General features: G+C 58.4%; 19 protein-coding genes. 10 read left to right on the top strand and 9 right to left on the bottom strand.

The annotated features are described in order from the left end of the window. Positions 1–322: 322 nt before the first annotated feature. The gene (locus NW849_RS05980; RefSeq protein WP_414356569.1) at positions 323–577 is read right to left on the bottom strand and encodes a DUF751 family protein; all 255 of its coding nucleotides are present in this window, start codon (positions 575–577) and stop codon (positions 323–325) included. Positions 578–904: 327 nt separating this feature from the next. Between NW849_RS05980 and NW849_RS05975 the strand changes: the two genes are divergently transcribed. Both NW849_RS05975 and NW849_RS05970 read left to right on the top strand, forming a co-directional pair. Next, the gene (locus tag NW849_RS05975; protein ID WP_414356566.1) at positions 905–1,507 is read left to right on the top strand and encodes a hypothetical protein; all 603 of its coding nucleotides are present in this window, start codon (positions 905–907) and stop codon (positions 1,505–1,507) included. Between the two features lie 166 nt (positions 1,508–1,673). Next, complete coding sequence (locus tag NW849_RS05970) at positions 1,674–2,321, top strand: flavin prenyltransferase UbiX (protein WP_414356563.1); 648 nt, start codon at positions 1,674–1,676, stop codon at positions 2,319–2,321. A gap of 125 nt (positions 2,322–2,446) precedes the next feature. Here the strand turns inward: NW849_RS05970 and NW849_RS05965 are convergent, their stop codons facing one another. Continuing rightward, positions 2,447–3,565 carry an alpha/beta fold hydrolase gene (locus NW849_RS05965; protein WP_414356561.1) on the bottom strand — a complete coding sequence of 373 codons (1,119 nt, stop codon included), beginning with the start codon at positions 3,563–3,565 and terminating at the stop codon, positions 2,447–2,449. 87 nt (positions 3,566–3,652) lie between these two features. Between NW849_RS05965 and NW849_RS05960 the strand changes: the two genes are divergently transcribed. Genes NW849_RS05960 through cbiE form a run of 3 tightly spaced genes read left to right on the top strand, consistent with a single transcriptional unit; the run spans position 3,653 to position 6,541 of the window. Continuing rightward, positions 3,653–4,306: a cobalt-precorrin-8X methylmutase gene (locus NW849_RS05960; RefSeq protein ID WP_414356559.1), complete on the top strand. Its 654-nt coding sequence runs from the start codon at positions 3,653–3,655 to the stop codon at positions 4,304–4,306. Between the two features lie 33 nt (positions 4,307–4,339). Then, positions 4,340–5,281 (top strand): hypothetical protein, encoded by a 942-nt coding sequence (locus NW849_RS05955; protein WP_414356556.1) that lies wholly within the window; start codon positions 4,340–4,342, stop codon positions 5,279–5,281. Continuing rightward, positions 5,282–6,541, top strand: a complete 1,260-nt coding sequence (gene cbiE, locus NW849_RS05950; RefSeq protein ID WP_414356553.1) for a precorrin-6y C5,15-methyltransferase (decarboxylating) subunit CbiE — start codon at positions 5,282–5,284, stop codon at positions 6,539–6,541. Positions 6,542–6,600: 59 nt separating this feature from the next. Here cbiE and NW849_RS05945 read toward each other — a convergent pair whose 3' ends face one another. Continuing rightward, a complete protein-coding gene (locus NW849_RS05945) occupies positions 6,601–7,203 on the bottom strand; it encodes an NYN domain-containing protein (protein WP_414356551.1) in 603 nt (200 codons plus the stop codon). A 305-nt stretch (positions 7,204–7,508) separates the two neighbouring features. Here NW849_RS05945 and sfsA point away from each other — a divergent pair, with 305 nt between their 5' ends. From sfsA to xth, 3 genes are all read left to right on the top strand, one after another. Next, positions 7,509–8,228 (top strand): DNA/RNA nuclease SfsA, encoded by a 720-nt coding sequence (gene sfsA, locus NW849_RS05940; protein ID WP_414356549.1) that lies wholly within the window; start codon positions 7,509–7,511, stop codon positions 8,226–8,228. A 98-nt stretch (positions 8,229–8,326) separates the two neighbouring features. Next, complete coding sequence (locus NW849_RS05935; RefSeq protein WP_414356547.1) at positions 8,327–9,586, top strand: GTP cyclohydrolase II; 1,260 nt, start codon at positions 8,327–8,329, stop codon at positions 9,584–9,586. Between the two features lie 12 nt (positions 9,587–9,598). Then, a complete protein-coding gene (xth, locus tag NW849_RS05930; RefSeq protein ID WP_414343946.1) occupies positions 9,599–10,384 on the top strand; it encodes an exodeoxyribonuclease III in 786 nt (261 codons plus the stop codon). 157 nt (positions 10,385–10,541) lie between these two features. Here xth and NW849_RS05925 read toward each other — a convergent pair whose 3' ends face one another. The 3 genes from NW849_RS05925 to NW849_RS05915 form a co-directional block, all read right to left on the bottom strand. After that, complete coding sequence (locus NW849_RS05925) at positions 10,542–10,964, bottom strand: Spy/CpxP family protein refolding chaperone (protein ID WP_414343944.1); 423 nt, start codon at positions 10,962–10,964, stop codon at positions 10,542–10,544. Positions 10,965–11,073: 109 nt separating this feature from the next. Continuing rightward, positions 11,074–11,424 carry a hypothetical protein gene (locus tag NW849_RS05920; RefSeq protein WP_414343942.1) on the bottom strand — a complete coding sequence of 117 codons (351 nt, stop codon included), beginning with the start codon at positions 11,422–11,424 and terminating at the stop codon, positions 11,074–11,076. Continuing rightward, entirely contained in the window at positions 11,421–11,975 is a 555-nt protein-coding gene (locus tag NW849_RS05915) for a sigma-70 family RNA polymerase sigma factor (RefSeq protein ID WP_414356544.1), read from the bottom strand. The genes NW849_RS05920 and NW849_RS05915 overlap by 4 nt, the downstream gene beginning before the upstream one ends. A 443-nt stretch (positions 11,976–12,418) precedes the next feature. Here NW849_RS05915 and NW849_RS05910 point away from each other — a divergent pair, with 443 nt between their 5' ends. Together NW849_RS05910 and msrA are read left to right on the top strand one after the other, a co-directional pair. After that, a complete protein-coding gene (locus NW849_RS05910) occupies positions 12,419–13,351 on the top strand; it encodes an ABC transporter permease (protein ID WP_414356542.1) in 933 nt (310 codons plus the stop codon). Between the two features lie 81 nt (positions 13,352–13,432). Beyond that, positions 13,433–14,101 (top strand): peptide-methionine (S)-S-oxide reductase MsrA, encoded by a 669-nt coding sequence (gene msrA, locus NW849_RS05905; protein WP_414356576.1) that lies wholly within the window; start codon positions 13,433–13,435, stop codon positions 14,099–14,101. Positions 14,102–14,117: 16 nt separating this feature from the next. Here the strand turns inward: msrA and cysW are convergent, their stop codons facing one another. The 3 genes from cysW to NW849_RS05890 are packed head-to-tail and all read right to left on the bottom strand — an operon-like array spanning position 14,118 to position 16,803. Next, positions 14,118–14,951: a sulfate ABC transporter permease subunit CysW gene (cysW, locus tag NW849_RS05900; RefSeq protein ID WP_414356539.1), complete on the bottom strand. Its 834-nt coding sequence runs from the start codon at positions 14,949–14,951 to the stop codon at positions 14,118–14,120. Beyond that, positions 14,941–15,753: a sulfate ABC transporter permease subunit CysT gene (gene cysT, locus NW849_RS05895; protein WP_414356537.1), complete on the bottom strand. Its 813-nt coding sequence runs from the start codon at positions 15,751–15,753 to the stop codon at positions 14,941–14,943. Before cysT ends, cysW begins: the two co-directional genes overlap by 11 nt. A 6-nt stretch (positions 15,754–15,759) precedes the next feature. Further along, entirely contained in the window at positions 15,760–16,803 is a 1,044-nt protein-coding gene (locus NW849_RS05890) for a sulfate/molybdate ABC transporter ATP-binding protein (RefSeq protein ID WP_414343938.1), read from the bottom strand. Between the last annotated feature and the right edge of the window lie 169 nt (positions 16,804–16,972).

Here is a 16,972-nt window from a genome sequence, read left to right as displayed (position 1 = left end):
GCGGGCCACACTTTTTTGCAGCAGCAGGTAGGTTGCAGAACCCACCAGCGCCAACAGGATCCAATCTGCCATGAGTTGCAAAAATAAACGAGGGAACGGAGGAGAACACCTCTACCAAGCTAGCGGCAAATCCAATCCCCTCGCTACAGCTTGCAGCCGGGATCCCTCAAGAGCCCAATTGTTGCGTGGCCTGCTCAGAGGTGTCCACCGTATCTGCTGGATCCCCAATTTCCGGGCAAGCTTTTCGCTTTTCTTGCAGGCGGCGGGGCGAAAAAAGGAATCTCCTTGAGGCGTGCCTCTGCTTCCGGCGTCCACTGTACGGCTAACCCAGCAGCCATTCTGGCAAAAAGGTATTCCCTGTCATGCCTCGCAGGGTGAAATAAACAAACAGCAGCAACAGCAGGGATCCCAGCGTCACCATGGCCGCCGCTGTTGGACTTTTGCGATACAGGCTAACAAAAGGCTGGAGGCCGGCCCAGATCCCCCCCAGCAAAACGGTAATAAAGTAGGTGGGGTAACGGGAGACATTCTCCACAAATTGGTCTTCCAGTCTGCGGGGGGGCTGCGGCTGTGGCATGAGCAGCTCGGGCTCTAACTCCTTTCTCCTCAGTGTGCCACAGGTTGCTGTCAACCACCCGGAGCTTGGCCATCTTCAGGGAATTGGCAGCAACTCAAAAAACGAACTTCCGTTGGCGCTCTTTTTGCAGCCGGGCAACTTCAGCTCCAATGGATAAAACAACGGCTGTGGCACCAACTGACCGGCGCCGGCCTCTGCCGCTTGGCTCATAGCCTCTGCAAGGGGGAAAATCTGCCATATTTGAGTATCAGAAAGAACATCTCCTTGACCAAAGAGGGGTTGGAGCGAAGGGGAGACTGCGCAGATTCAGGAAACCGAGAACCTGATATGGTAGGCGTTATCTTGCCTGCTTTGCCCGTTTGCTTGGCGCGGCCACTTTCCTCTGGACTGATGCGAGAATTGCCCTCTGATCCTTCCAATCGTGCCGGCGTACCCTTTGGGGATCAGACCCTGGCTCTGATGCGCGTCCAGGAGGCCCTGGATCAACTGGAGGCAGCCATTCTCAGTAGCCCTCGCCTGTTTTGGTCTCGCACCCTTATTGAAGAGGAAAAGATTCTGGAGCAGTTAGACTTTATCCGCCTGAACCTGCCGACAGCCCTGGAGGAAGCGGAGGAACTGCTGCGCCAGCGGGATCGGATCTTGGCAGAGGCCAATCGCTACGCCCAAGAAATTGTGGCCGCGGCCCAACGTAGGGCTGAGCAGCTCCTCAACGAATCGGCGATTCTGCGACAGGCCCAAGCTCAGGCGGAGCAGTTGTTGCAACAAACCTATCAACAGAGTGAGGAGGTGCGGCGGCAGACACTGCAGGAATCGGAGCGCCTGCAGCGGGAGGCCCACCGTTACGTGGATCAGGTGTTGCAAGACTTGGAGTTGCGGTTGGTGGAGTCCTTGCGGGTGATCCGCAACGGGCGGCAAAATCTGCAGACCTAACAGAGAAGAGTCAGACTGGGGCTTGAGCGCTGCCTTCAACCTGTGCCAGGAGCATTTTTATCCCGCGTTGTGCAAGTCTTTTGGAGCGGTGGGTTAGGGATCCCCTGAGCAGGCGAGGGACGGCTCCCCTCGCTAGACTTGAGCAGAAGACGTTCCCCGGCGGCCCTTGACATCCTCTCTGCCTATCATCCTTGGCGTATCTGGCGCTTCAGGGATGCTCTATGCTGTGCGTGCTCTGCATGTTCTGCTCAGCCTGGACTACTGTGTCGAAGTGGTGGTCTCCAAAGCGGCCTATCAGGTGTGGCAGGGAGAACACGGGGTGCTGCTGCCGACAGACCCCCGCAAGCAGGCCCACTTTTGGCGACAACAAGCCGAGAGCAGCGGTGGATCCCTGGTTTGTCATCGCTGGCAGGATGTGGGGGCAACCATTGCCAGTGGCTCCTATCGCACGCAGGGGATGTTGGTGATCCCATGCAGCATGGGTACAGTTGCCAAGTTGGCTGCCGGCTTGAGTTCGGATCTGCTGGAGCGGGCTGCTGATGTGCAGCTCAAGGAGGGACGACGCTTGGTGGTGGTGCCGCGGGAAACCCCCTTTAGCCTGATCCACCTGCGCAACTTGACCACTCTGGCAGAAGCGGGGGCGCGCATTGTTCCGGCCATTCCAGCTTGGTACCACCAGCCGCGTACCATCCTAGATTTGGTGGATTTTGTGGTGGTGAAGGCGTTGGATCAGTTCGGTATTGATGGCGATCTCATTCGCCGCTGGCAGGGGATGCGCCAGCATCAGATCCTCAAGCTGCCCCCTGATCTCTGAGCGGGATCCCTTTTCCCGGCGGCAGGCTGGGATTTGGCTTGGGGGTGTTCCAAGCTGGGGGGGGCCTGTGCCGATAGCCCTCACTTGTGGCACCTTGCCGGGAATAGCTCAGATCACTTGCTGAACTAGCTGACTAGGGGATCCCGCTGAAGGGGGGTGGGCAAGTCAGGGCAGGTCTCCAGACTGGCCGCCCATTCCCCGATGAGGGTGTTGACCCAGTGAGGCAGCTCGTCGTGGGCGCAGTGGCCTACTCCCGGCAGCTTCACCAAGGTGAGGGCAGGTTGCCAGCGCTTAAATTGGTCTGCCAAAAAACTGGGCACTGCCGGATCTTCTCGGCCCCAAAGTAGCAAGATAGGCATTTTTAGGGTGGGCAGCAGGCGTTTGGGGCTGTCGAAGCGGCGGCAGAGAATGGCCCTCAGACCGTCCAAAAACACGTGGGCTGCCCCCGGCTCAAAGGCCGGTCTCTGGAAGATCTGCACCAGCTCGTCATCCACCTGCTCATCCCGCTTGTAGACATTCTTGATCCAAGCTCGTAGCACCTCGGTTTGTCGCAGCCAGTTGAAGAGGTGGGGATAAGTGAGGGGGCACCCCAGCAACGACAGAATCCCTTCGCAGAGGGCTCGCACCAGAGCATCCCAGGGAGAGGGCAATTCTTCCGGATGGGGCCCATCGGCGCAGCTAATCAAGCACAGGCCCTTCACCATCTGGGGATAGCGGGCGGCGGCAATGACTCCCACCAAGCCCCCGATGGAATGGCCCACCAGGATGCTGGGCTGCTGAATGTGAGTTTGCCAAAACTCGTGTACCTGCTCCACCCACAGATCAACGCTGTAGGCAATCTCCGGCTTGGCACTCTTGCCAAATCCCAGCAGGTCGAGGGCATAGACGGAGCGCTGGGATCCCAGAGGGAGAATGTTGTGGCGCCAATGACCCACTGACGCTCCAAATCCATGGATTAAAAGGGCCGGAGCTGCCGTCAAGTTGACGACACCGGTAAGGGTTTGGGCGCGACTGGGGGTGTAGGTGAAATGGATGGGCCAGCCCCGCCAATGCCAGGTTTGGGAGTAGCCGTAGCGAGGCAAAGCCGACAAGGGATCCCTGTCGCTGCCCGTTGGGGAAGGGGAGGGCGCATCAACAGAGGAGAAACCGGGATTGCCGACGGAATTGGCGCCGACGGGAGCAGAAGGGGAAGGATGGGAGTTGAGTCTGTGCAAGGGAGGAGTGGGTGACAACAATAGGCTCATCTCCAATTTAGGCTAGACCAATCTTAGTGGTTTTCTCGGCTCGCCCAAAGCTACTTCGCCACCGGTTCTTCTTTAGGACATGCCAGCATGACTGTGCCCCTGACTCCAGACCCAATGAATGAAGCCTTCCAGGTAGACCCAATCACTGCTGCCAGCTTTCGCCAGATCGATCAAGAGATTGGCCCCCACCCCTGGCAAGGGATCCCTTATGAGGTGGTGCGCCGCGCCATTCATGCCACTGCCGACTTTGAGCTACGGGATCGCTTTTTCTTCGGCCCCAACGCCGTCGAACAAGCCCTGGCAGCCCTGCGGCAAAAGCGGCCTGTCGTTGTCGATGTCAGGATGGTGGCAGCCGGGATCCAGTCAGGTCTGAAAGCCCAAGGGATCCCCCTCTACTGTGCTTTGGACTGGGTGGAGGAGCCTCGTTGGCCCGGTCAAACCCGCGCCGCCAATGGGATGGTGAACTTGGCACGCCGCTATCCAGAAGCCCTGTTTGTCGTTGGCAATGCCCCCACCGCGTTGCTGGCTTTGGTGGAGGAGATTCGGGCACAGCGGGTCAAGCCGGCTTTGGTGATCGGAGTGCCGGTGGGATTTGTGGCGGTGGAAGAGGCCAAGCAGGCGTTGGCGCAAACGGATGTTCCCCAGATTCGGGTGGAGGGCCGCAAAGGCGGATCCCCGGTAGCCGCTGCCGTTGTCAATGCCCTTCTCTTGGCAGCTCAACGGGATCCCATCCCCAACTGACTAGAATTGAAGGGATATCTTCAGACCTTTCCCATGACCCCAGAACAAGAGGAGTGGCTGATTCGCAACCTTCAGCAACAACAAGAACAAATCCAAGAAATGCGGGCCGAGCAGCAGCGGTCGGCTGAGCGCTTTGAGGCTCAGATGGTTGAGATGCGGCAGGGCTTTGCAGCCCAAATCTCCGAGATCCGGGCTGAGCAGCAGCGGTCTGCCGAGCGCTTTGAGGCCCAGATGGCCGAAATGCGAGCCGAGCAGCAGCGGTCGGCTGAGCGCTTTGAGGCTCAGATGGTTGAGATGCGGCAGGGCTTTGCAGCCCAAATCTCCGAGATCCGGGCTGAGCAGCAGCGGTCTGCCGAGCGCTTTGAGGCCCAGATGGCCGAAATGCGGGCCGAGCAGCAGCGGTCGGCTGAGCGCTTTGAGGCTCAGATGGCCGAAATGCGGGCCGAGCAGCAGCGGTCGGCTGAGCGCTTTGAGGCTCAGATGGTTGAGATGCGGCAGGCCTTTGCAGCCCAAATCTCCGAGATCCGGGCTGAACAGCAACGATCTGCCGAGCGCTTTGAGGCTCAGATGGCCGAAATGCGGGCCGAGCAGCAGCGGTCGGCTGAGCGCTTTGAGGCCCAGATGGCCGAAATGCGGGCCGAGCGGCAGGCTATGGAAGCCCAACTCCAGACCGAAATCCAGGAGATCAGGGCGTTGATCCAACAGAACCAGGAGCGGATTCGACAGAACGAAGAGCGGGGAGACGAGCTGGAGGTGGCCATACAGGAGTGCCGCCGAGATATGCAGGCTGGGTTTGCCGAACTGAGGGAAGCGCAAGCCATGATGATGGAGCAATTTCGGGAGCGCGATGGCCGCCTGATCGAGGCTCAACTCAGCTTTATTCGGGAGATGCGGGAAATGCAACGGGAAGTGGCGGAGCTGCGACTGGATTTTCTCAATCACATGCGCCAATACCACCCACCTGTCGAACGTTAAATGGCTACGGCAGCACCTGGGCGGTCACCTCAGCTTGCGGTCGTAGGGGTAGCGGGGGATGGCTCTGTGGCTTCCTGGGGGATCCCCCCCCTTTCCCAAGCCAGGGTTTTGGCAGGAGCCCCTCATCTGCTCCGGCACTTTACCGATCATCCGGCCCGCAAGATCCCGCTCACCGGGCCGGTGGAAAGTTGGATCCCGCTTTTGCAGCAGGAGATGGCTCAGGGATCCCTAGTTTTGTTGGCCAGCGGGGATCCGCTTTTTTTCGGGATCGGGCGGCTGTTGACGGAGTATTTCCCAGCGGAGCGGTTGGCCTTCTATCCGCAGGTGAGCTCGGTGCAGCTGGCCCTGAACCGCCTGCAGATCCCCTGGCAGGAGGCGACCATCCTCAGCCTGCACGGGCGGGGAGTGGAGCGGTTGGAAGCCGTTCTCAAGCAGGGATCCCCTGTGATCGTGGTGCTCACCGATCCGGAGCACACGCCGACGGTCTTGGCCCGCTTCATCTCCGACCTGCGGCTGCCGGTGCGCTACCAAGCCTGGGTATGTAGCCAACTGGGATCCCCTCAAGAGCAGATCGTGCCCCTCCAGGAAGGTCAGAATTCATCCTTCTCCAACCCCAACGTGGTGGTGCTGCGACGGGTAGAACCGGAGCCAGATCCCCATCGCTGGCCTTTGGTAGGGATCCCGGACGACCAGTTCTACACCTTTCCCGACCAGCCCGGCTTGATCACCAAGCAGCCCATCCGCCTGCTCACCTTGGGATCCCTGCAGCTCCCCCAGGAGGGCGTGGTGTGGGATATCGGTGCCGGCACCGGCTCGGTGGCCATCGAAATAGCCCGTCTTTCCCCCCAACTTCAGGTGTACGCCGTTGAGCGGAATGCCGCCGGCATCTGCCTGATTCGGCGCAACCGGCAACGCTTTGGACTGGAGAACCTGCAGGTGATCCCGGGGGCAGCCCCCCAAGTGTTGGCCGACCTGCCAGATCCGGATCGGGTGGTGCTGGGTGGTGGCGGCAAAGGGATCCGCAATCTGCTGCCGGTGGTGGAAGCCCGCCTGCGGCCTGGAGGGATCTTGGTGGCCAACTTCGCTACCCTAGAAACCTGCAGTGAAGCCCTGCAATGGCTGCGTTCGCGCGGCTGGCAAGTCCGAGTAGATCACGTTCAGATCTCCCGCTCTGCCGTCCTGGCCAAGGGCACCCGCTTTGCCCCCCTGAACCCGGTTTACCTGCTGCAGGGGATCCCTTCAAACTCGGAATCACAGTGAACTTACTGAACTGATCGCCCCTCTCTTTTGGGGAGAGGAGCTAGGGGTGAGGGATGAAGTCACCCCTCGTCCTCCTCATCAGTGGTGAACCCCGGTCGGTACAGGTAGGGAGAGGAGGGACGGTTGGTCTTCTTGATTTGGTCTTTGATGGATTCCAGGTCGATGTAGCGATCCGCCAAGTTGATCAGTTGATCGCTGGTCATGGAACGCAGGCTAACCACCTCCACTCGTGCCCCTTGGTAGCTGACGGCATTGACCGCATAGGCCAAGTCTCCATCGCCGCTCACCAGCACAGCCGTCTCATACCAGCGCACCAGCGACAGCATATCCACGGCAATTTCCACATCCAGGTTGGCTCTCTTGGATCCATCGGGCAACTGGGTTAGCTCTTTGGTAACCACGCGGTAGCCATTGCGGCGCATCCAGAGCAAAAACCCCTGCTGCTTTTCGTTGTTGCGATCGACGCCGGTGTAGAAAAAAGAGCGCAAAAGGGGCGACCGACCACTCAGCGTCTTCAGCAGGCGGGTGTAGTCGATCTCAATGCCCAGTTGCAGAGCGGCGTAGAACAGATTGGATCCGTCGATGAATATGGCCACACGCCCACGGTTGTCCTGCAAGGGATCCGCAGGCTGAAAGCCGGGATCAGGATCAAGACGCAGCATTCGGGTTTTCTTCTCCAAGTTTTGACAAAAGGGCAGAAAAAACGAGGTGTTAAATGGGTTTAATCGCCAATACAGCTCTTTCCGGCAGCACCGACTACAGATAATGCAGACGCCTCTCTTGTGCGATAGGGATCTTACTGCTTCCCAGAGTGATCTGCAGAATTCCCATGAAGTCGGAAAAAGCCGTAAAAGGCTGCCCCAAGCCTTGGGACACATGATTCACCCTAGCGCAGGAGAGACGATCCACGGAGAAGATTTCCAAAATCCTAAAGAAAAAATACCTACGATAAGGAGAGGCTTTGCGGATGGAGTGCAGGGATGGGCCGGTGCCTTACCGCTTTTCGAGCCCCTTGCACAGAGGGGTGCTGCGCAGCCGCTACAAGCGGTTTTTGGCCGATGTGGAGCTGGAAAACGGGCAACAGATCATCGCCCATTGCCCCAACACAGGGCCGATGAGTGGGGTCTGTCAGGTGGGGGCACCTGTGTACCTCTCCCATCACCCAGAGCTGAAACGGAAACTGGCCTACACCTGGGAGATGATCCAGGTGGATGGAGTATGGGTGGGGATCAACACCAGCTTGCCCAATCGCCTGGTGGAATGGGGGCTGGAGCGAGGGTGGTTTCCCCAGTTGGCAGGATTTTCCCGCCGGCAACGGGAGGTGACCTGCGGCAAGAGCAAAATCGACTTTCTGCTGACAGGAGACGCTGGCTCGGCCTATCTGGAGGTGAAGAACACCACCTGGGCCAAGGGATCCCGTGCGCTGTTTCCCGATACGGTGACCACTCGCGGCCAAAAACACCTGGAAGATTTGATCGCGGTGCGCCAACAGGGGCAGCGTGCCCTGCTGATGTACTGGATCAATCGCGCCGATTGCACCGAGTTTGCCCCCGGCGAAGAACGGGATCCCCGCTATGCCCGTCTGTTTCGTGAGGCCCTGCAAGCCGGAGTGGAGATGTTGCCCTATCGGGTCGAGGTTTCGCCGGCAGGGATCCGCCCCTTGGGTTTGGCCAAAATCGTTGTCTAGGCACCCCAAAAGAAGGGGCAAGCTCTCTGGAAACGGCTGGGGATCGCCTATAATTCTGTTTTCTCCAGATTCTTCCATTTTCCAGGCATTTGAGGACCATGAGCGAACCTTCCTCCCGTCCTCATCACATTGTTCTCACCTCCCATCCCTCCCCTCATGGGACGCAAGCCCAGCCGATCCGCTGGGGATCCTTGGATCCACTGCAGCGGGGGCCGGTGGTGGGTAGCCTGACCAATCTTGCCCATCGCAATGTCATCGGCACCCATGCGGGAGCCTACGCTGTCTATCGGGCATTGGCTGTGGCCAGTGGCTCTTTGCAGGCGGATCACCGCGCCGATTTAACCCATACTGCCCCGGTGGTGTCGATTGGCCCTCACCCAAGCTGGGGAGATCCAGACCGGATTGTGTCTTTGGATCCCTGGGGAGCGGTTGTGGGAGAAGTCTTTGCCCCCCTCTATGCCCAGGGCTACGACATTCGTCCCACCATTGCCATTACCCAGGCCCACATCCACATGCCCGAACTGCAGGAGGCGGTCAACAAAGGGCGGTTGCGGGTGGATGGCCGGATCCTCAAAGACAATGGCAGCCTGGTGGTCACCAAAGCCGCAATCGAGCCGGTCTGGTACCTGCCGGGGATCGCCAAACGATTGCAGGTGAGCGAAAGCCTGCTGCGCCGCACCCTCTTCGAGCAGACGGGAGGCATGTTTCCAGAATTGGTGACTCGCCCAGACCTATCGGTGTTTTTGCCGCCCATCGGTGGCCAGACGGTGTACATCATCGGGCAAGTGGCCGCCATCACCGACCCGGCTTTGCCCCTGGCGGTGCGGGTTCACGACGAATGCAATGGTTCCGATGTGTTTGGCTCGGATATTTGCACCTGCCGCCCCTACCTGGTGCATGGCATTGAGGAATGCGTTAAGACGGCCCAGGCCGGTGGAGCTGGGGTGATTGTGTACCTGCGCAAAGAAGGCCGCGCCTTGGGGGAGGTGACCAAGTTTTTGGTCTACAACGCCCGCAAGCGCCAGGAAGGAGGGGATCGGGCTGATGCCTACTTCACCCGTACCGAGTGTGTGGCAGGGGTGCAAGACATCCGGTTTCAGGAGTTGATGCCGGATGTGCTCCATTGGCTGGGCATAACCCGAATCGATCGCCTGATTTCCATGAGCGACCTCAAGTATCGAGCCATCACCAACTCCGGCATTGAGGTTCTGCAGCGGGTGCCCATCCCAGAAGAGCTGATCCCGGCGGATGCCCGTGTGGAGATCGAGGCCAAAAAAGCTGCCGGCTACTACACCGAGGGGGAGGTGCTGGATGCGGAGCGGCTGGCCCAAATCCGAGGAAGAACCTTGGTGGAGTGAGCGGGATCCCTCATGCAAGTGGCTACCTGGAATGTCAACTCCATTCGCACCCGGCTGCCTCAGGTTTTGGCTTGGCTGGACAGCCAGGGATCCCTGGATGTGCTCTGCCTGCAGGAGACTAAGGTGGTGGATGAAGACTTTCCCCGGGCGGCCTTTCAGGAGCGGGGCTTTCATGTGGAGGTCTACGGGCAAAAGTCCTACAACGGTGTGGCTCTGATCAGCCGGGATCCCCCGGAAAAAGTGGAACGGGGGTTTGGTGCGCTGTTGCCTGCGGCGGCAGATTTGGACGAGCAAAAGCGGCTGATGAGCGCCATCTACCGCGGGATCCGTATTCTCAACCTTTATGTGCCCAACGGTTCTGAGGTGGGATCGGAAAAATATGCCTACAAATTGCGCTGGCTAGCCACGCTGAAGGATTACCTCGCCGTTGCCCTGAGCCAAGGGGATCCCATCCTGCTCTGCGGGGACTTTAACATTGCCCTGGAAGATCGGGATATTTATGATCCCCAAAAAGCGGGAGAAATCATGGCTTCCGAACCGGAGCGACAAGCCCTGCGGGAGATCCTGGCTTTAGGGTTTGAAGATGCGTTTCGCAGGTTCACCCCAGATCCCGGCCATTTTAGCTGGTGGGACTATCGCTCGGGGGGGTTTCAAAGGAATCGCGGCTGGCGCATTGATCATCATTATCTGTCTCGTGAGCTACAGGAGAAAGCCACCGCTTGCTGGATCGATGTTGAGCCACGGCGGGCCGAAAAACCCAGCGATCATGCCCCTGTCATTGTTGCCCTGGATATTTAAGCGCCTTGTTATAGTCATTTCAAGCTAGGTTGAGACACTCCCCAAACGCTCCCTGCCACTGCCTTCACCCCTTCTCTCAGAGGAAGAGGGGAGCCAGGCGGAAATGTTTCATTCCTGTTTAAATGACCATAACAGCTCATACCAACCAGCCATCCAATTAAAATGGAGCGGCCTCTTCGAGAATTTTCAGCAGGTGTTGCCGCTGTTCTGAGCTGAGGACCTGTCGCATTTCCAGAACTGCCTCAAAACGTTTGGCATTTACTTCTTGGCTTAGCTGTTGTACCCGCTGAAATTGAGCTGCCACTTCTGACTCAGGGGCATCGCCGACCAGCAACTCCCGCAATCGACCGCGGGCTGCCCTCAACTCCAAAATGCGCTCCAACAACTCTTCCTGTTTGCGGTGGCGGATCTGCTGCAATTGCCGCAACTGCTCGTCGGAGAGGTTCAGCTCCCGCAAATTGCGAGCAAAGGGGCGGCGCAAATCCATCATTCGCAGGGGGCGGGGTTGGCCCATCACCGGTTCACCCAGGGATCCCAGGTAGAGTGGCAAAATGGGGATCCAAATCCAAGCATTTCTCATGGTTCTTTGCAGGCTTTTTCTAAGAATCTGACCAAGAATCTGACCAAGGTCTCAGAAGTCTCAGCGGTGTAATGGTCAATGAAGGGGGATATTCGTGAGGCTGATGGATTTAGGATCCCTCTGGATCGCGTTCTATCCACCAAGTTTCGGTTTCTGTTCCCTCTGGGCTCAGCAAGCTTCCCCAAGTGCTCACCAAAAAACTTTCTAGGGCTTCGGTCTCCTGGGCCACCACCTGTACCTGCCAGCGCTGATAGCCAATCCAGCCCAGCAAAGCGCCCGCCAAAAGGGAGATGCCAACCCAACGCCAAGGGTGCTTGAGCCGGCCATGAAGTGGATGAGTCGCCACAACTTGAAGGATCTGCTCCTCCAGCCCAGAGGCCGCAGGGGGAGGGAGGGGGCGATATTGACGCAAAAAGTGGCGCAGCCGCTCGTCTGCTAGGGGGTTGGGGTGCTCACTCATGGGGTAATGCCCTCCTGAAGTAGGTGTTGACGGATGGTGGCACGGGCGTGAAACAGCCGGGACTTCACCGTTCCCACCGGGATCCCTAAAATCTCGGCGATTTCTTTCTGGGGCAGATCTTCTAGGTCGTGCAGAATCAGAACCATTCTGTGTTCAGGGCTAAGCTGAGCCATGCTTTGCTGTAGAGCCTGTTGGTAGTGCAAGTGCATCAGGTCGGGGCCAGGGTGAGCGATATCCGATCCGAGGGCCAGGTTTTGGGTTTGGGAGTGTTGCCGGGCGCAGCGCCGTCGCTGATCTGAGGCCACATTCCAGCAGATGCGATACAGCCAAGTGGAAAACTGGGCCGAGCCGCGAAACCGAGGCAACCCTTTCCAGGCACGAATAAACACTTCCTGTACCAGGTCATCCAAAAGATCGGCTCCACACAAGGGATAGAGGATATTCCGTACCGACTGCTGGTATTTGCGGTAGAGTTGGCGAAAGCTCTGGCTGTCGCCGTTGAGGCAGCGCTGGATCAGCTCCCAATCGGATGTATCCTTTGCCGCCTGCACGAGAGGACGCTCCCTTGTTCTCAACCTTGCTTTGTCTGACTCCCAATGCCCCCAAAAGGTTCAAAGGATCCCTGTCTACGATGGCCCTCCACTTCCCGCCAAGCAAGATATGGTCGTTTAGGCTAGAGTGAGACACCTGGGCTATACGAGAAAAGCCTTATGGCCCCATGCATTATTGCTCCGCAGCGCTGACGCGACGACGCGACCAATGTTTTAGGTGTGGGTGCAGTGTCCTAGTTTGAGTCGAAATGACCATACCGGCATCTTCTGATTGCCGTTTTCCCTCAAAGGATACCCGCCGGCAGGTGTAGACAAGCCAATCCCTCTTGCCTGTTCGCACTTTCTCAATCCCAATTCTGTTGAATTCTATTGGCTCGTCGACCTACAATTCCAATAACACCAAAAAGAGGGAATGAAAAGCTGATCTTCATGCCTGCCTGGCCATGGCCAAAACAACTCAGATAACCGATAAACCCGATCTGTTTGGATTCCTCTATCGTCACCCGACGCTCACCCTTGCCATTCTGTTGGGGCCACCTCTCATTTGGTTGCTGGTCTTTTACTTGGGGCCGCTGCTGGCGCTGCTGCTGCAAAGTTTTTATCATCTGGATCCCTTTACCGGCCTGATCCTGAGAAAGTTGACTTTGGCCACCTATCGAGAGCTGCTCACTCCGGCCAATGTGGATATCTTTGTCCGCAGCTTGACTATGGCTTTGGCAGTCACTTTGGCTGCCATTGTGTTGGCTTTTCCTCTGGCTTATACTATGGTCAGACTGGCCTCTCCTCGCTGGAAGGGCTTTTTGTATTTGTTGGTGCTCCTACCGCTTTGGTCTAGTTATTTGATTCGGGTTTATGCCTGGAAGTTGATCTTGGCTAAAGAAGGGATCCTCACCTACCTACTCGCCCATGTGGGCCTACAGGGATGGGTGGAAAAGATTTTGCAGTTGCCCGGGATCGGTGGGCCATCGCTGGCCGTATCCAACTTGGGTATTTTCTTGGTGTTTCTCTATGTTTGGCTGCCCTACATGATTCTGCCGATTCAGGCGGCTTTGGAGCGAGTGCCCGATAGCTTAATTGAGGCTTCTGCAGATTTGGGGGCTCAGGGTTGGCAAACATTCCGCCATGTTATTCTCCCCCTCGCGTTGCCAGGGATCCTGGCCGGGTCGGTCTTTACCTTTTCCTTAACACTGGGAGATTTTGTGGTGCCCTATTCTCTGGGCAATTCCAGCTATTTTATCGGGCAGGCAGTTCTCACCTTCCAGGGCACCTCTGGCAACATTCCCTTGGCGGCAGCCTTCACGGTTGTGCCGATGGGGATCATGACCGTCTATCTGCTAGTGGCCAAGCGGCTGGGGGCTTTTGAATCGGTGAGCTGACCCGATCAAGGATTTTTCCAACACATGAGGAGCCAACTGAGCTAGGCTGGTAACTGTTAACGAATGTATCGGGCTGTCCCTATGGTGCTCTTTGGCTTTGGCAAACTTGGCAAGAAACTGTCCCTGCCCAAAACGGAAGAAGCGTTGCCGGGCCGGGCCGAGCCGATGGTGATCGTGAATCGGCATTTTGTCAACGGCAATCCGCTGCAGCCGCCTTTTCCTGAGGGCATGGAGCTGGCCTTGTTTGGCATGGGCTGCTTCTGGGGGGCAGAGCGCAGGTTTTGGCAGGTGCCAGGGGTGTTCAGCACGGCGGTGGGCTATGCCGGCGGGTTTACCCCCAACCCCACCTACGAAGAGGTCTGCACCGGCCTGACCGGCCACAACGAAGTGGTGCGGGTGGTTTACGACCCGGCTCAGGTCAGCTATGCCCAACTGCTGAAGGTGTTTTGGGAAAATCACGACCCTACCCAGGGGATGCGCCAGGGCAATGACGTGGGCACCCAATACCGCTCCGGCATCTATGTGTATTCTCCGGCGCAGCGGGAGCTGGCGGAAAAAACCCGCGATCTCTATCAGCAGGCCCTGACCGCCCACGGCTACGGCCAGATCACCACCGAGATCTTAGACGCGCCTGAGTTTTACTACGCCGAAGACTACCACCAGCAATATCTGGCCAAGAATCCGCGCGGCTACTGCGGCCTGGGGGGCACTAAGGTTTGTCTGCCAGAGATCCTCACCGAGCCCGTCTGATCCACACCCTGACGGATCAAAAGATCCGGCGGGAATGGGATCCCCGCTCCAGCAGCTCTTTGGCCACCAAGGTCACCACCGCCAGCAAAGAGAGCACCACCGCCGCCGCGTAGGCTGAGGCAGTGGCATAACTGCGGTAGGCATCTTCCACGAACAGGGGCAAGGTCTGGGTGCGGCCAATGATGTTGCCGGAAACCACAGCCACAGCGCCGAACTCCCCCATGGCGCGGGCATTGGTCAAGATGACGCCGTACAGAAGGCCCCAGCGGATGTTGGGCAGGGTGATTCTCCAAAAGATCTGCCAGGGGGTTGCCCCCAGCGTTTTGGCGGCTTCTTCCTGGTCGGTGCCTGCCTCCTCCAACACCGGCAACACTTCCCGCGCCACAAAAGGAAGGGTGATGAAAGCCGCTGCCAACACAATGCCCGGAAAGGCAAAGATAACCCTCCAGGATCCCAGCCAACCCTGACGCCCGAAGATGAGCACCAGCATTAGGCCGGCCACCACCGGGGAAATGGAAAAGGGCAAGTCGATCAGGCTCAGGAGCAGGGCCCGCCCCGGAAAACGCCGGTGGGCAATGGCCAAGGCGGCACAGAGGCCGAAAAAGGTATTGAGGGGCACAACGACCAGCGCCGTCAGCACCGTCAACCGCAGGGCACTGAGCAACTCCCGCTCCGTCAGGCGATGGAGAAAGGCTGGGATCCCTTCTCGAAACGCCTGATAGAAGATGTTCACCACCGGGATCCCCAGCAGCAGCGCGATGTAGAGCCCGACGATCCCGATCAACAGGCCCGACAGCCAAGGGTTTGTCGATGGCTCCGGCTTGACACCCGATACCCCCTTAGGTTTCATGGCGACTTCCCCAGGCTTGCAGAAGGTTAATTACCACCAGCGACAGGAAAGAGATCCCCAACATCACCGTTCCGATCACCGTTGCCCCGGCATAGTCGTGTTGTTCCAGCCGCTGAATTACCAGCACCGCCGCAATCAAGTCCCGAAAGGGAATGCTGGAAGCGATGATCACCACAGAGCCGTATTCCCCCACGGCGCGGGAAAACCCTAGGGCTACCCCGGTGAGCACCGCCGGCAGGATCTGGGGCAGCACCACGCGCCGGAAGGTCTGAAAGCGGGAAGCCCCCAAACTCCAGGCTGCCTCTTCCACATCTTTCTCCAGCTCCTGCAACACCGGCTGCACCGTCCGCACCACAAAGGGAAAAGAAATAAACAGCATCGCCACCCCCACCCCCAAGCGGGTAAAGGAGATGCGGATCCCCAAGGGGGCCAAAAGGGATCCCACCCAGCCGTTGCTGCTGTAAACCGTCGCCAAGGTGAGGCCGGCTACCGCAGTCGGCAGAGCAAAGGGCAGATCGATCAACCCCTCTAGGAGCTTTTTGCCGGGGAAGGCGTAGCGCACCAGCACCCAAGCGGTCAAAGTGCCCATCACGCCGTTGATCAGAGCCGCCAGCAACGCGGTTACAAAAGTAACTTCATAGGCGGAGAGGGCCACGGGATCCGTCGCGATCCGCCAAAACTCCGCCCAGCCCACGCTGCTGGACTTGGCAATCAAGGCAGCCAGCGGCAGAATCAACATCAAGAAGAGATAGCCCAGGGTCAGCCGCCACGGCCAAGACAGTTGAGACAAAGCTTGCAGCAACGTTTCTCAAGCTCCCACCGGCATTGCGGTCATCTCGGTTTTTTTGACGGGAAAGGCTTTCACCACCTTGGGGCGCACATAGACCTGCTGCCCCACCTGCAGGGGTTGGTTGGCATATTGCTCGCGGCTGAGATGGGCCCACAGGGATCCGCCATCGCTAAGAATCAGCTCCGCCTGAATCTCCCGACCCAGGTGGATGATCTCCTTAACGCGGGCAGAAACACCACTGCTGCCGGGGTTGACCTCAATCTGCACATCGTGGGGGCGCAAAAAAAGCTGATGCGGGCCGGCCTGCACCTCGGGAAGCTGGCAAAAGAGTTGGGAGCGGGGAGAAAGCTCGTTGACCGGGCCGACAAAGCTCATCACAAAGGGTGTAGCTGGATGGTCATAGATTTCTGCCGGGGATCCCACCTGTTCGATCCGCCCCTGGTTCATCACCACGATCTGATCCGCCACCTCCATGGCTTCCTCTTGATCATGGGTTACAAATACCGTTGTCACATGCACCTCATCGTGCAGGCGCCGCAACCACTTGCGCAGCTCTTTGCGGACTTTGGCATCCAGGGCCCCAAAGGGCTCATCCAACAGCAACACCTGCGGCTCCACCGCCAAAGCGCGGGCTAGGGCCACCCGCTGCCGCTGCCCCCCAGAGAGTTGAGAGGGGTAGCGATCCCCGAACCCCGATAGCTGCACCAGCTCCAGCAGCTCATCCACCCGTGCCCGAATCTCGGCCCGTGAAGCCTTGCGGATCTCCAAGCCAAAGGCGATGTTCTGCCGCACCGTCATGTGCTTGAACAGGGCGTAGTGCTGAAAAACAAAACCAATGTTGCGCTCCTGGACGCTGGCATGGGTAGCATCCCGCCCGGTGAGGGAAATCCGCCCCGTATCCGGCTTTTCTAGGCCGGCAATCAGGCGCAGCAGGGTGGATTTGCCAGAACCCGATGGCCCCAAGAGGGCAACCAGGGATCCCGTGGGAATGGTGAGATCGGTGGGGTGAAGGGCCTGAAACTGCCCAAAACGCTTCGATACCCCTTCGATGGTGATACCCATAGGTTCTGCCTAGCTAGTGGTTTGCCTGAGAAGTTGCTGGATGGTTGCCGGCTGAGTCTTCTGGAGAGGGTGAGGGAAGTTAAACTCGCGGCTAATCTACGGTAAACCTGTCAACAAACCGTTGATACAGCTCCCAGGATAACTTGAACGGGGATCCAAAACAAGGGAG

It is taken from the genome of Synechococcus sp. R55.3 (genome assembly GCF_047461975.1).
Classification (GTDB): domain Bacteria; phylum Cyanobacteriota; class Cyanobacteriia; order Thermostichales; family Thermostichaceae; genus Thermostichus.
This window is presented reverse-complemented; position numbering and strand designations above follow the sequence as displayed.

Bases quoted from the DNA above. Each gene is read 5' to 3' on its own strand.
- NW849_RS05960 (WP_414356559.1), top strand. From the start codon at position 3,653: ATGACTGTGCCCCTGACTCCAGACCCAATGAATGAAGCCTTCCAGGTA.
- sfsA (WP_414356549.1), top strand. From the start codon at position 7,509: ATGGAGTGCAGGGATGGGCCGGTGCCTTACCGCTTTTCGAGCCCCTTG.
- NW849_RS05890 (WP_414343938.1), bottom strand. From the start codon at position 16,803: ATGGGTATCACCATCGAAGGGGTATCGAAGCGTTTTGGGCAGTTTCAG.
- NW849_RS05925 (WP_414343944.1), bottom strand. From the start codon at position 10,964: ATGAGAAATGCTTGGATTTGGATCCCCATTTTGCCACTCTACCTGGGA.
- cysW (WP_414356539.1), bottom strand. From the start codon at position 14,951: ATGAAACCTAAGGGGGTATCGGGTGTCAAGCCGGAGCCATCGACAAAC.
- NW849_RS05975 (WP_414356566.1), top strand. From the start codon at position 905: ATGGTAGGCGTTATCTTGCCTGCTTTGCCCGTTTGCTTGGCGCGGCCA.
- NW849_RS05965 (WP_414356561.1), bottom strand. From the start codon at position 3,565: ATGAGCCTATTGTTGTCACCCACTCCTCCCTTGCACAGACTCAACTCC.
- NW849_RS05920 (WP_414343942.1), bottom strand. From the start codon at position 11,424: ATGAGTGAGCACCCCAACCCCCTAGCAGACGAGCGGCTGCGCCACTTT.
- NW849_RS05955 (WP_414356556.1), top strand. From the start codon at position 4,340: ATGACCCCAGAACAAGAGGAGTGGCTGATTCGCAACCTTCAGCAACAA.
- NW849_RS05910 (WP_414356542.1), top strand. From the start codon at position 12,419: ATGGCCAAAACAACTCAGATAACCGATAAACCCGATCTGTTTGGATTC.
- msrA (WP_414356576.1), top strand. From the start codon at position 13,433: ATGGTGCTCTTTGGCTTTGGCAAACTTGGCAAGAAACTGTCCCTGCCC.
- cbiE (WP_414356553.1), top strand. From the start codon at position 5,282: ATGGCTACGGCAGCACCTGGGCGGTCACCTCAGCTTGCGGTCGTAGGG.
- NW849_RS05935 (WP_414356547.1), top strand. From the start codon at position 8,327: ATGAGCGAACCTTCCTCCCGTCCTCATCACATTGTTCTCACCTCCCAT.
- NW849_RS05980 (WP_414356569.1), bottom strand. From the start codon at position 577: ATGCCACAGCCGCAGCCCCCCCGCAGACTGGAAGACCAATTTGTGGAG.
- xth (WP_414343946.1), top strand. From the start codon at position 9,599: ATGCAAGTGGCTACCTGGAATGTCAACTCCATTCGCACCCGGCTGCCT.
- NW849_RS05945 (WP_414356551.1), bottom strand. From the start codon at position 7,203: ATGCTGCGTCTTGATCCTGATCCCGGCTTTCAGCCTGCGGATCCCTTG.